At 56.0% G+C, this 13,085-nt stretch carries 10 protein-coding genes; 7 read left to right on the top strand and 3 right to left on the bottom strand.

The window, feature by feature from the left end:
- Window positions 1-177 precede the first annotated feature (177 nt).
- From AC2FIS_RS08625 to AC2FIS_RS08655, 7 genes are all read left to right on the top strand, one after another.
- Complete coding sequence (locus AC2FIS_RS08625) at window positions 178-1,401, top strand: lytic murein transglycosylase (protein WP_496772862.1); 1,224 nt, start codon at window positions 178-180, stop codon at window positions 1,399-1,401.
- Between the two features lie 404 nt (window positions 1,402-1,805).
- Window positions 1,806-3,434, top strand: a complete 1,629-nt coding sequence (locus AC2FIS_RS08630; RefSeq protein WP_496772863.1) for a peptide ABC transporter substrate-binding protein — start codon at window positions 1,806-1,808, stop codon at window positions 3,432-3,434.
- A gap of 65 nt (window positions 3,435-3,499) precedes the next feature.
- The gene (oppB, locus tag AC2FIS_RS08635; protein WP_058274596.1) at window positions 3,500-4,423 is read left to right on the top strand and encodes an oligopeptide ABC transporter permease OppB; all 924 of its coding nucleotides are present in this window, start codon (window positions 3,500-3,502) and stop codon (window positions 4,421-4,423) included.
- A 10-nt stretch (window positions 4,424-4,433) separates the two neighbouring features.
- Window positions 4,434-5,363 carry an ABC transporter permease subunit gene (locus AC2FIS_RS08640; RefSeq protein WP_058274595.1) on the top strand — a complete coding sequence of 310 codons (930 nt, stop codon included), beginning with the start codon at window positions 4,434-4,436 and terminating at the stop codon, window positions 5,361-5,363.
- A gap of 1 nt (window position 5,364) precedes the next feature.
- Window positions 5,365-7,170 carry an ABC transporter ATP-binding protein gene (locus AC2FIS_RS08645; RefSeq protein WP_496772864.1) on the top strand — a complete coding sequence of 602 codons (1,806 nt, stop codon included), beginning with the start codon at window positions 5,365-5,367 and terminating at the stop codon, window positions 7,168-7,170.
- A gap of 311 nt (window positions 7,171-7,481) precedes the next feature.
- Complete coding sequence (galU, locus tag AC2FIS_RS08650; protein WP_496772865.1) at window positions 7,482-8,375, top strand: UTP--glucose-1-phosphate uridylyltransferase GalU; 894 nt, start codon at window positions 7,482-7,484, stop codon at window positions 8,373-8,375.
- Between the two features lie 248 nt (window positions 8,376-8,623).
- The gene (locus AC2FIS_RS08655; protein WP_496772866.1) at window positions 8,624-9,700 is read left to right on the top strand and encodes a DUF2793 domain-containing protein; all 1,077 of its coding nucleotides are present in this window, start codon (window positions 8,624-8,626) and stop codon (window positions 9,698-9,700) included.
- Between the two features lie 33 nt (window positions 9,701-9,733).
- Here AC2FIS_RS08655 and fcl read toward each other — a convergent pair whose 3' ends face one another.
- The 3 genes from fcl to AC2FIS_RS08670 all read right to left on the bottom strand — a co-directional run bounded on the left by fcl (window position 9,734) and on the right by AC2FIS_RS08670 (window position 12,859).
- A complete protein-coding gene (fcl, locus tag AC2FIS_RS08660) occupies window positions 9,734-10,711 on the bottom strand; it encodes a GDP-L-fucose synthase (RefSeq protein ID WP_496772867.1) in 978 nt (325 codons plus the stop codon).
- Window positions 10,712-10,721: 10 nt separating this feature from the next.
- Entirely contained in the window at window positions 10,722-11,846 is a 1,125-nt protein-coding gene (gene gmd / locus AC2FIS_RS08665; RefSeq protein WP_496772868.1) for a GDP-mannose 4,6-dehydratase, read from the bottom strand.
- 128 nt (window positions 11,847-11,974) lie between these two features.
- On the bottom strand, window positions 11,975-12,859 hold the full coding sequence (locus AC2FIS_RS08670; RefSeq protein ID WP_496772869.1) for a phytanoyl-CoA dioxygenase family protein: 885 nt from the start codon (window positions 12,857-12,859) through the stop codon (window positions 11,975-11,977).
- Window positions 12,860-13,085 lie beyond the last annotated feature (226 nt).

The raw sequence follows: 13,085 nt of genomic DNA on the forward strand, positions 1-13,085 counted from the left end.
ATCTCTCGCGCCAACTATCGGCAGACAAATGAAATTTCTCAAGGCTTTTTCCCAAATAGGTCGGTGCTCGGCCGCCGACCCTGATCAACGGTGGGAATTGGCGCAGACAAAACCACGGGAAAACCGCTGTTGACTTGCGGCTTTGACCAAGCCAGACCTTAAGCGATGCGATGGATCATGTTCGTCCTGGGTCTTTGGTGCCTGTCCACAAGTGCAACCGCGCAAGATCGTGCTGCGGTTGAAAGACAATTCCAGTCTTGGCTGCAAGACACCATCTGGCCAAAGGCCAGAGCCAAGGGTGTTTCCAGGCGCACGATGCAACAGGCCTTTGACGGTGTGACGCTGAACTGGAAATTGCCGGATCTGGTGCCGTCTGGGCAACCGATCAAAACCCCAAAACGGCAAAAACAGGCCGAATTTGGCTCTCCGGGTCGATACTTCAACGCGGGTTCCGTTCAGGGCGCGACATCAGTCGGGCGGCAAATGGCCCGGCGACACGCCGCAACCTTGTCGCGCGTCGAGACCGAAACCGGCGTGCCCGCCCGCATCATTCTGGCCATCTGGGGTCGTGAGAGCGGCTATGGGCAAGTTCCCATTCGGCACAACACCTTCCAGGTGCTGGGCACCAAAGGGTTCATGAGTACCCGCGCGGACTATTTTACCAAAGAGCTGATCGCGGCGCTGCAAATCGCCGAGGCGGGCGATGCACCGCCGGGCACAATGAAAAGCAGCTGGGCGGGCGCTTTGGGTCAGCCGCAATTCATGCCCTCCAATTTCCTGACCTATGCGGCCGACGGGAACGCGGACGGGAAAGCTGACATTTGGACCTCAGCCGAAGATACAATTGCTTCTATCGGGAATTATCTGGCGCAGCATAGCTGGAGGACCGGACGAGATTGGGGGTTCGAGGTCATAGTTCCTGACACAATTTCCTGCGCACTGGAAGGTCCCGACCAAGGCAGACCCATTCGGGACTGGGCCGAAATGGGAATTGCGCGTGTGTCAGGCAAGCCGTTTCCAAAACATGAACTGGCCGGTGAGGGGTATTTGATGATGCCTGCAGGGCGGAACGGCCCTGCCTTTGTCGTCACGCCGAACTTCTATGTCCTCAAGGAATACAACAAAAGCGATCTGTATGCCTTGTTCGTTGGACACGTCGGAGACCGCATTCAATATGGCATTGGCGATTTCACAGGACGCTGGGGCAAGGTGGGAAACTTGTACCGGTCTGACATATCGTCCATGCAACGCACACTGGAACAACAAGGACACGACGTGGGCGGGGCAGATGGCCTACCGGGTTTCAAAACCCGCCGCTCGATCGGTCGCTGGCAAGAATCGATCGGCCAGGCTCCGACCTGCTTTCCTGACGCGGGCATGAAGACCAGCCTGAAACAGTAGCGATTCGCCCTGATCCAGAGACCCCTCAGCTGTTTGACCCGACGGCAACAGCCAAACGAAAAACGTTGCCTTTCACGAAAATGTCACGAAGCCTCCGAGTTTCAACATAAAATTTCCACTGCACCCCCGTTTCCATTCACAATCCACCTCTGGTTGCCCAATTTTAAGGCAAAGGCTTTAACCTTTTTTGAAATAATGCCACGTTCGACATCAGTGAAAGGCGACTTTTGCAAACACGTTCCCGACTGCAAACCGAAAGACTGCGACGCGGTGTTCATTGCGATCTGAAAAAGCAAAATTCGAACCAGTCCCGGTCTCTTTCTGGGTCGGACAAACATGGTGGCCTTCAGCCATCCTGAAGGGATGCGCGTGGGTTGCCGAATAAAAAACGGGAGTTGAAAAACATGAACAAGTATATTCGTACATCTCTTGCGGGGCTGTTGACCTCGACCATGATAACCGGTGCTGCATTTGCCGCCGGAACCCATCCGACTACCGGCGAAGCGTTGGCGGATGACCAGACCTTTACCTATCGTATTCTCGACGAACACAGCTCGGTCGATCCTCAGGTTGTTGAGGATGTTTCCGGCGCCGAGATCGTGCGTGACCTGTTCGAAGGCCTGATGAACCAGGACGAAGACGGCAATCTGGTCCCCGGTGTTGCCACCGGTTACACCACCAACGACTCCAAAGACGTTTACACCTTTACCCTGCGCGACGATGCGAAGTGGTCGAATGGTGATCCGGTAACCGCCAGCGATTTTGTTTTCGCCTGGAAACGTGCCGTCGATCCCGCCCTATCCTCGCCCTATGCGTGGTTCATGGAACTGATGTCGATCGAGAACGCATCTGAAATCATCGCAGGTGACAAGTCGGTTGACGACTTGGGCGTTAAAGCCATCGACGACCACACGCTTGAAGTGACGCTCAGCGCACCGCTGCCGTACTTCCCGCAAATGACCACGCATTCGACCACTTTCCCTGCCCCGCAGAAAGTTATCGAAGAGTTTGGCGACGCCTGGACCAAGCCTGAAAACATCGTATCGAACGGGGCATACGTCCTGACCGAGCATCTGCCGCAGGAACGTTCGGTTCGTGAGCGGAACGAAAACTACTGGGACAACGACAACACGATCATCGAAAAAGTCGTGGCACTAGTCATCAACGACGAAAACGTCGCGCTGACCCGTTACCTGGCAGGTGAGCTGGACCGCACAGAAGTTCCCGCAGGTCAGTTCCCACGCTTGCAAAAAGAGCACCCGGAAGAAGCAATCAGCTTCCCGCGCCTGTGTAACTATTATTACACGTTCAACCTGTCCGATGGTGGCCCCGAAGCCTTCAAGGACCCGAACGTCCGTCAGGCGCTGTCCCTGGCAGTTGATCGTAAGATCATCACCGAGAACATCATGGCAGGTGGGCAGCCGCAGGCTTATACCTTTGCCCCGGCAGCAACCGCTGGCTTTGACGTTCCAGACGTAGAAATGGCGTCCATGTCGCAGGCCGAGCGCGACGAACTGGCCAAGGAACTGCTAGCCGCAGCCGGTTATGGTCCCGACAACCCACTGAGCTTTGAGATGGTTTACAACACCTCGGAAGCGCACAAAAAAGTTGCTGTGGCCCTGAGCCAGATGTGGAAGCAAAAGCTGGGCGTCAATGCCGAGCTGGCCAACATGGAATGGAAAATCTTCCTGGAAGAGCGTGGCAACCAGAACTTCGATATGGCACGCGGCGCATGGTGTGGCGACTATAACGAAGCCTCGACCTTCCTCGATCTTCTACAGTCGGATTCCGGCTATAACGACGGCAAGTACAACAACGCCCGCGTTGATGAACTGTTGTCCGACGCCAAAACATCTGACGATGCCGCTCCTCTCTACACCGAGGTCGAGCGTATCATCGCGCAAGAGACGCCCGTTATCCCTATCTATCACTATGCTGGCGTCTACATGATGGACAGCGATGTTGGTAACTGGCCGGTCAAAAACGTAGAGCAGAACTGGTATTCCAAGAACCTCTACAAAACCGCCGAATAATCTTCCTTAGACCAAGCTTTGCCCCGGAGTTCTTTCCGGGGCAAAGCCAATAATGGGGGCATGAAATGCTTGCCTATATCGTCCGGCGATTGCTGATCGCCGTCCCAACGATCCTTTTGCTGATCGTTGCAAGTTTCTTTCTGATGCACTTCGCGCCAGGTGGACCATTCACCTCGGAACGGCCACTGCCGCCCGCGGTGCTGGCCAATATTGAGGCACGGTACGGTTTGGACCAACCGCTGTGGAAACAGCTGTGGGACTATCTGTATAACATCGTCGTGCATTTTGATTTCGGCCCGTCCTTTAAGTTCAAGGACCGGGACGTGAATGACATCATCGCGCAGGGTTTCCCGATCTCGCTGACCTATGGTTCGCTGTCCTTCCTGGTGGCAACAACCGTCGGAGTCGCGCTGGGGATTGCCGCGGCGATCAAGCACAACAGCTGGATCGACTATCTTGCTGTTGGCTTGGGTATTGCAGCGCAGGCGCTGCCGAACTTCATCATGGGTCCGATCCTGATCCTGACCTTCACCTTGTGGTTGGGGTGGCTGCCGGGTGGTGGCTGGAATGGCGGCCAGTGGCCGTACTTGATCATGCCCGTTATCGCGCTTGCTACCTCATACATGGGGTCCATTGCACGGATCACGCGGTCATCGATGCTGGAGGTTCTGAACTCGAACTTCATCCGCACGGCCCGAGCCAAGGGTCTGCCGACAAGAACCGTGATCTGGCGCCATGCACTGAAACCAACCTTGCTGCCCGTCGTGTCTTATCTGGGTCCGGTTTTCGTCTACGTACTGACCGGTTCGGTCTTTGTGGACATCTATTTTTCGACCGGTGGACTGGGGCAGGCCTATGTGGGGTCCGCGCTGTCGCGCGACTATGCCGTGCTGTTGGGGGTCACGATCCTGTATGGCGTCCTGACCGTTCTTGTAAACCTGCTGACCGACCTGGCTTATGCCTGGTTCGATCCGAAAATCCGTTACTGAGGGGCTGGCAATGCTTGGTAAATCACAAAAAGCCGCCCACCTGGCCGAAGATATCACCGATTACACGGTCATTCAGGGGCGTTCACTTTGGCAGGACGCACGGATGCGTTTTGTTCGCAACAAGGCTGCCATGGCGAGTCTGTTCATTCTGGCTATGATCGTTTTGTTCACGATCATTGGCCCCTACTTTGCCGTTTGGAGCAACGAGGAAATCGACTGGAACGTCATGGGCGACGTACGCGGCATGGGAATGCCGTCCGCAGAGACTGGGCATTTCTTCGGCGTCGACGATCTGGGGCGCGATCTATACAGCCGCATCATTCAGGCGACGACGACATCGCTGCTGGTGGGTCTGATCGGTGCCGCGACCGCCCTGATCGTCGGTACATGTTACGGTATTGCTGCAGGGTATATCGGTGGCCGTACTGATGGCGTAATGATGCGCTTCGTCGATATCCTGCTGGCCATTCCGGCAACTCTGGTCATCATCCTGTTGCTGGTTGTCGCGGGTCGATCATTCGTCATGCTGTTCATCGCACTTGGTGCGGTTGGTTGGCTGACGATGGCACGAATTGTCCGGGGGCAAACCCTGACCCTGAAGAACCGAGAGTTTATCGAGGCCGCACGTGCAGCTGGGGTCAGCGAATTCACCATCATGTATCGCCATATCCTGCCCAACCTTCTTGGCGTGGTGATTGTGTATGCTTCGCTTCTGGTGCCTGAGATGATCCTGACTGAAAGTTTCATCTCGTTCCTCGGCCTTGGGATTTCTGAACCCTACACGTCGCTGGGTCGACTGATCGCCGAAGGGGCTGGGACGATGGGCTATGGCACGCTGTGGCAGTTGTTGTTCCCACTGACATTCTATGTCGCAATCATCATCACCATGTTCTTCATAGGTGATGGCTTGCGCGACGCTCTGGACCCGAAGGATCGCTGATATGAGCCTGTTTTCCGTAAAAGACCTGAGCGTCCAGTTCAACACCGCCGACGGCGTTGTCGAGGCCGTCAAAGGCATCAGTTTTGACATCAATCCGGGCGAATGCCTGGGTATCGTAGGTGAGAGCGGGTCCGGCAAAAGCCAGACATTCATGGCCGCGATGGGCCTGCTGCCACCTGCGGGGCAGGCATCAGGCTCTGCCATGCTGAACGGTCAGGAAATTCTGAACCTGCCGGTCAACAAGCTGAACCAGATCCGTGGCGACGATGTCGGCATGATCTTTCAGGATCCCCTGACCGCCCTGACCCCGCACCTGCGGATCGGTCAGCAGATGCGCGAAGTTCTGCAGGTTCACGAGGGGCTGCAAGGATCGGCTGCTCGGGCTCGCTGTCTTGAATGGCTGGACCGTGTGCGCATCCCTGAGGCTAAACGGCGTCTGGATCAATACCCGCATGAGCTTTCCGGCGGTATGCGCCAGCGGGTCATGATTGCAATGTCCATGTTGTGTAATCCAAAGCTGTTGATCGCGGATGAACCGACAACGGCGCTGGATGTGACCGTTCAGGCAGACATTCTGGACCTGATGGTACGCCTGCAAAAGGACGAAGGCACCGCGATTGCGCTGATTACCCATGACATGGGTGTCGTGGCCCGAATGTGCGATCGCGTTCAGGTCATGCGGCTGGGTCAATTCGTTGAGGCCGGCGAGACGCGTGAAATCTTCCGGGCGCCCAAACACGACTACACCAAGACTTTGCTGGCCGCGATGCCCCGCATCGACGCCGGTGACGCACCCAAGGCGCTGGAAAAAGTCGATGAGCCGCTGCTGAAAGTCGACGACGTCAAAGTGCACTTCCCAATCCACGTCTCGGGCGGTTTGTTCGGGCACAAAGTACCTTTGAAAGCCGTCGATGGTGTCAGTTTTGACATCCGCAAGGGCGAAACATTGGGAGTCGTGGGCGAGTCTGGTTGCGGAAAGTCCACTCTGGCACGGGCCGTCCTGCAGTTGATCGAACCCAGTGCGGGAAATGTCAGTTGGCTGGGTCATCCCATTGTTGGACTTAGGAGGTCCGAGTTGAACAAGTACCGCAAGGACTTGCAAATCGTGTTCCAGGACCCGCTGGCCAGCCTCGATCCGCGGATGACCATCTCGGCCTCAATTGCGGAACCGCTGAAGACCTATCGCCCTGACCTGACTGAGCGGGAGCGCAAGAAGCTGGTCGCCGAAATGATGGAACGGGTCGGCCTGAAGGCCAACATGATCAACCGCTATCCGCACGAGCTTTCGGGCGGTCAGAACCAGCGCGTCGGCATTGCACGGGCGATGATCAACAAACCCAAGCTGATCATCTGCGACGAAGCAGTGTCCGCGCTGGACGTGTCAATTCAGGCGCAGATCGTGGAATTGCTGCGCGAGTTGCAGCAGGAGTTCGGTCTGTCGATGATCTTCATCAGTCACGACCTGTCGGTTGTACGAGCGGTATCTAACCGGATCATGGTGCTGTATCTGGGCCGGATCGTGGAACTGGGCGACGGAGAAGTGATATGTTCTGATCCGATCCACCCCTACACCAAATCGCTGATCTCGGCCGTGCCAATTCCGGACCCGGACGTGGAGCGCAGCCGCACGCGCCTGAAACTGCCGGGCGAACTGCCCTCACCGATGGATCCGAAAGCCGCGTTGCGTTTCCTGCCAAGTCGTTTGGCGGCCGGTGAGAATGACTATGTTCCTCTGTTGAGTGAAGTGAAGCCTAATCATTTTGTGGCCGAGCACGACCCGCTCGAGGCGATCATGGCAAAGGCATAAACCCGCCTGCTCCGAAGCAATTCACAGCCTTCGGGGCAGGTTCGTTTTTGGGTGTTTCGGCGATTCATTTTTGTTTCGCCACCGTGTCCAATGTGTACAAATTCATCCTCTTTGCCCCAAATAATGCAACTTCCGAGGCTAAGTTATAGCCGGCATGACCACAGCATTTTGACTTCCGATTTCAACGGTGGCACGATCTCTCCGAGTTGACCAGCTTTGCCTATTTGCGTTGATTGTTCTAACCGCACACACTATGAGGTGGCGTCGACAAAACACTTTCATACGGACAAGACTTTTTGCTGAGAGGTAGCATGGCACGTAAGGTCACAAAGGCGATTTTTCCGGTTGCGGGTCTTGGTACTCGCTTTCTGCCCGCGACAAAATCGGTACCTAAGGAAATTATGACCCTGGTCGATCGCCCGCTGGTTCAATACGCAATCGACGAAGCCCGGGCGGCCGGGATTACCGAGTTCATTTTTGTAACATCCCGCGGAAAATCGGCGCTTGAGGACTATTTTGACCACAACCAAATCCTTGAACAAACACTTAAGGAAAAGGGCAAAGACGACCTGTTGGAAACACTAAATGCGACCAACATGGAAAGCGGGGCCATCGCCTATATCCGGCAGCACAAAGCTCTGGGCTTGGGTCACGCCGTGTGGTGCGCACGCCGCCTGATCGGAGACGAACCATTTGCGGTCATGCTGCCCGACGACGTTATCGCAGGGGAAAAGCCCTGCTTGCAGCAGATGATAGAAGCCTATGAAGAAACCGGCGGCAATATGGTTGCCACCATGGAAGTTCCCTCGGAAAAGACAAGCTCTTACGGCGTTCTGGATGTCGGCGATAACATCGGCACAGTCGTGCGCGCGCGCGGCATGGTCGAGAAACCGAAGCCCGAGGAAGCACCATCCAATCTGGCGGTTATCGGCCGTTACATTCTGCGCCCATCGGTGCTGTACAACCTCAATCAGAACAAGCAGGGCAGTGGCGGCGAAATTCAACTGACGGACGCAATCGCCGAAGATATCAGAAACGGTGTCCCGGTCTTCGGGTACAAATTCGACGGCCAGCGGTTTGACTGCGGGTCCAAAGCGGGTTTCCTGCAGGCGACCGTCGCATTTGCGCTGGCGCGCGATGACCTTCGAGAGGATTTGCAGAAATACCTGCACGACGTTGTCGCCACGGGTCAGGCAGCCCAGTAACCAAGATTGCAGCCTTGACGACGAGGCAAACGGTATCGATTTAAGGGGCAAACTGCGGGCATTGCAGTTTGCCTTTTTCTTTCGGTGTAGATGAAAGGCCTTGGGGGCGATTGGACAGCCCTTCACTCAGACAAAACAATGGCACGACATTAACCGAGCGTTCGTACCGGTCAGGCGGGATTCATCTGAGGCGCTTCAGTCTGGCGCGCAACGAAATTGTCGATCCGACAACCAACGGAGAATGCCCTTTGTCCCAAAATTCGCCCAAATTGAACCTGCCATTCCTGCAACCGTCGCAAGCGCAAAAGCACGTCACGCATAACGAAGCCCTGAGACGCCTTGATCTGATCGTCCAGCTGAGTGTTGCGTCTATCAATGCCTCAACCCCGCCCGCAGTTCCGGCTCAGGGCGAGCTTTATGCCCTTGGGTCGACGCCCTCCGGCGATTGGTCGGATCATGCCGGAGAACTTGCAGCTTGGTTAGACAATGGCTGGCATTTCATAACGCCCAAATCGGGCTGGCGCGCGTGGGACCAGGAGAATAACCGTCTGACAATTTGGGACGGGTCGGCATGGGTCGAACCCCCGACGACGACGCAAAACCTGCCGGGCATCGGAATTGCCACCGGGCACGACACGACCAACCGGCTGTCGGTGCGCGCCCCGGCGACGTTGCTAAGCCACGAAGGGGCCGGGCATCAACTGAAGATCAACAAGGCAAATGCGGGTGAGACCGCATCCCTTTTGTTTCAATCCAACTGGACCGGACATGCGGAAATGGGTCTGTCCGGTAACACAGGCTTTTCCATCAAGGTCTCGCCGGATGGGAACAGTTGGTTTGAGGCGCTGAGTTTTGATCCAGCGTCTGGGGTGGCCTCTGGCACGGCCGTGCAAAACAGTGCAAACGACACAACGGCGGGCCGCCTGATGCGGGCTGACTACGGGTATGGGCCCGGCAACCTAGTGGGGACAGTCACGCAAAGTGGCGGAACCCCGACCGGCGCTGTGATTGAACGAGGAGCCACACCGAGTGGTGATTTCGTCCGGTTTGCTGATGGTACCCAGATCTGCACCGCTTCACTGGATGCAACGACCTGCACAAACACCGAAGGTGCACTGTATGCGAGCTCGTCTGCAACATGGGTTTTCCCGGCTGCCTTTGCTACTGGCACCAACCCGGCAATCAGCGGCAGTGGGGGCGCGATCAACAGGTTCATGGGCTTTGATGAACCGTCCGAAACTCAGGTCGTGTACAAAGTTCTTTCGTCTGCTTCTGACGCGACGGCTTTACCTCCAACGACCATAGCTATTGGCCGCTGGTTCTGATCCGCCAGACTGCCCGGATCTTTGTCCGGGCGGTCACTTCGCGCGAAGTTCTGCCTCGGCTTGCTCCAGAAACCAGGCATAGGTTTCGCGAATACCGTCTTCGATCCCGATAGTCGCGCGCCATCCCATATCGGCCAGCCGGGAAACGTCCATCAGCTTCCGCATGGTACCGTCCGGCTTGCTGACGTCTTGCGTAATCCGCCCGGTGAACCCGGTGATCTTTGCTACCATCGCTGCCAGTTCCGCGATCGAGATATCTTCGCCACATCCCACGTTGATATGGCTCAGCATGGGTTGGGTATTTGCCTCATACGCAGCACGAGGCAGGTCCATTACGAACAAAGACGCCTCAGCCATATCGTCAACATGCAGAAACTCGCGCCGGGGCTTGCCTGTGCCCCATATGACAACTTCGTCCAGCCCATCCCCGCATGCCTCGTGAAATCGGCGGATCAGGGCGGGCAGGACGTGACTGTTTTCAGGGTGAAAATTGTCACCAGGTCCATACAGGTTTGTCGGCATCACGGAACGGTAGTCCACCCCGTGCTGCCGATTGTAGCTTTCACACAGCTTGATACCGGCAATCTTTGCCACGGCATAAGGTTCGTTTGTCGGCTCTAACACGCCTGTCAGCAGGGCATCTTCGCGCATTGGCTGCGGCACTGCACGCGGATAGATGCAGGAACTTCCCAATTGCAGCAGGTTTTTGACACCAGCGGAAAACGCCTGATGGATCACGTTGCACTCGATCATCAGGTTTTTGTAAATGAAATCCGCCGGATAGGTGTTGTTGGCATGGATACCGCCGACTTTAGCAGCCGCCAGAATGACAACGTCCGGGCGCTCGCTCTGCATGAAATCGGCGACAGCGGTTTGATTGGTCAGATCAAGTTCCGCATGGGTCCGTGTCACAAGCTCCAGCGCCTCGCCTGATGCTTTACGGTTTTGCAAGCAACGCAGGATTGCGCCGCCGACCATGCCGCCATGTCCGGCAACGTAGATCTTGCGCATGCCCCCCGCCTCAGCCATTTTCCAGAGTGACCGGCAATTCGTAACCATGCTGTTTTAGCAAGGCATGCCGTTTGGCTGTCTTCAGGTCCTCGGTTATCATTTCAACGCACATCTGCTGAACCGTCAGTTCCGGCTCCCAGCCCAGTTTGTTTTTGGCGTTCGAAGGATCGCCAAGCAATGTTTCCACTTCGGCCGGGCGGAAATATTGCGGGTCGATGCGCATGATTACATCGCCGGGTTTCAACGCAGGTGCACTATCGCCCTCGACGGATTTGACCGTGGCGATTTCATCGACGCCTGTACCTGAGAATTCAAGCGTCACACCCAGCTCAGCGGCAGACCATTCGATGAACTGACGCACCGAATACTGTACACCCGTTGCGATAACGAAATCCTCGGGGGCGTCCTGTTGCAGCATCAACCATTGCATCCGGACGTAATCCTTGGCGTGCCCCCAGTCGCGCAGGCTGTCGATGTTGCCCATATACAGGCAGCCTTCCAGACCTTGTGCAATGTTGGACAGACCACGGGTGATCTTGCGCGTCACAAAGGTTTCGCCCCGGCGCGGGCTTTCGTGATTGAACAGGATGCCGTTGCAGGCATACATGCCATAGGCTTCGCGATAGTTGACGGTGATCCAGTAGGAATAAAGCTTGGCCACCGCGTAAGGGGAACGCGGATAAAACGGCGTTGTCTCGCGTTGCGGTGTCTCTTGGACCAATCCATAGAGTTCGGACGTGGACGCCTGATAAAAGCGCGTCTTTTTCTCGAGACCCAGAAACCGGATCGCCTCGAGCAGGCGCAATGTACCGATTGCGTCGACATCAGCGGTATACTCGGGCGATTCAAAACTGACCGCCACGTGGGACTGAGCGCCAAGGTTATACACCTCGTCCGGCTGAACCTCTTGAATGATGCGCGTCAGGTTCGATGTGTCACTTAGGTCACCGTAATGCAGGTGCAGGCGCGGATTGGGCACATGCGGGTCCTGATAAATGTGGTCAATGCGCTGTGTGTTGAACGAAGATGCACGGCGCTTGATGCCATGGACTTCATATCCTTTTTCCAGCAAAAGCTCAGCAAGATAAGATCCGTCCTGCCCTGTAATACCAGTCACCAATGCTGTTTTTGTCATAGCCGCGATCCGAGAATATCTGATTTGCTTTTCGCCGCCTCAGAAACAGCAATATACCCCTGAATGCAACCCTGCGCCGCGACCGGGCTTTGATTCCACTGCAGTTGACCATCGTTTGCGCAAGCGCTTCAGGACGACGCATATAACGGTACTGAGCCTTTTGCACCTTCTGCCAGCGCTGCGCTTTGATCGCTGCGAACCCTGTCGTACAGCGCCAGCGCATCAGCAGAAAACAACTCGGCTGGCGGTTCGACATGAACAAAGTTGCTTTGGCCATCCTGCCCGCGCGCCAGCATGGCATAGTCTCGCTCGGCCACCAGTTGCTTGGCATTCGGGTTAAGATAGCGGATCGCAAGACCAATACGCCGGTCACCCGATTGATTGGGACCCGAACCGTGGATCGTCAGCCCGTGATGCAGAGACATCTGCCCCGGTGTCAATTCGATGTGGGTCTTGTCTCTCTCGGCTACATCCACCGCAACCTCTTGTCCGCGCGACAGAAGATTGGTGTCTGAATACGTGTCCTTATGGGGAAGGATCGGGTTCTTGTGGCTGGCGCGCACAAAATCCATACACCCACTTTCAACCGTTGCCGGCGACAACGCAATCCAGGCGGTGACCTGATCCGGGGTTTCACCCATACCCCAGTAGGTCAAATCCTGGTGCATCCCGACAGTATGGGCTGTGTGCGGCTCTTTGATGAAGAATTCAGCTGACCAGATCATGATATCCGGCCCCAATACACCTTCGATCACATCCAATACGCGGGGATCCGTCGCGACACGCGCCGCAAGCGGCATCACCAGATGTGCGTTGACCCGTTTATAGGTGTTCAACGGCAAGGGCAGATCCGCGTCAAGCCACTCCCGCTCAATCCGCTCAAGCTCAGCGCGGGTTTCGGCGGCCTCCTTTTCGGAAAAGATGGTCAGCGGAAAAAGAAACCCATCCTCCCAATATTTGTCGGATTGCGCCTGGCTAAGTACGACGTCACGCGTTGGGGTGCTTTCAGACATCTGGCATACCTTCTCGAAAACTTGCTTTCCCAGAGTTTTACCCTGCGCTGCCCGCAGGGCGCTTATCCTACCTGCGACGATAGGTTCAGCTTTGCCTTTGGGGCAAGTCACCTCGCGTTTCATTTCTGAAACGCTTTCGTGCCTTCCAAACTCTGGCCTGATCCACACGGATCAGACCCTGTGATTAGATTGAGGGCACGGCCAAACCCTCCCGGATCAAACGTGT

This window comes from Ruegeria sp. CDSB113 (genome assembly GCF_059611045.1).

What these genes read in the sequence shown, in the direction of transcription:
- AC2FIS_RS08625 (WP_496772862.1), top strand. Translation starts at nt 178, where the DNA reads ATGTTCGTCCTGGGTCTTTGGTGCCTGTCCACAAGTGCAACCGCGCAA.
- AC2FIS_RS08630 (WP_496772863.1), top strand. Translation starts at nt 1,806, where the DNA reads ATGAACAAGTATATTCGTACATCTCTTGCGGGGCTGTTGACCTCGACC.
- oppB (WP_058274596.1), top strand. Translation starts at nt 3,500, where the DNA reads ATGCTTGCCTATATCGTCCGGCGATTGCTGATCGCCGTCCCAACGATC.
- AC2FIS_RS08640 (WP_058274595.1), top strand. Translation starts at nt 4,434, where the DNA reads ATGCTTGGTAAATCACAAAAAGCCGCCCACCTGGCCGAAGATATCACC.
- AC2FIS_RS08645 (WP_496772864.1), top strand. Translation starts at nt 5,365, where the DNA reads ATGAGCCTGTTTTCCGTAAAAGACCTGAGCGTCCAGTTCAACACCGCC.
- galU (WP_496772865.1), top strand. Translation starts at nt 7,482, where the DNA reads ATGGCACGTAAGGTCACAAAGGCGATTTTTCCGGTTGCGGGTCTTGGT.
- fcl (WP_496772867.1), bottom strand. Translation starts at nt 10,711, where the DNA reads ATGCGCAAGATCTACGTTGCCGGACATGGCGGCATGGTCGGCGGCGCA.
- gmd (WP_496772868.1), bottom strand. Translation starts at nt 11,846, where the DNA reads ATGACAAAAACAGCATTGGTGACTGGTATTACAGGGCAGGACGGATCT.
- AC2FIS_RS08670 (WP_496772869.1), bottom strand. Translation starts at nt 12,859, where the DNA reads ATGTCTGAAAGCACCCCAACGCGTGACGTCGTACTTAGCCAGGCGCAA.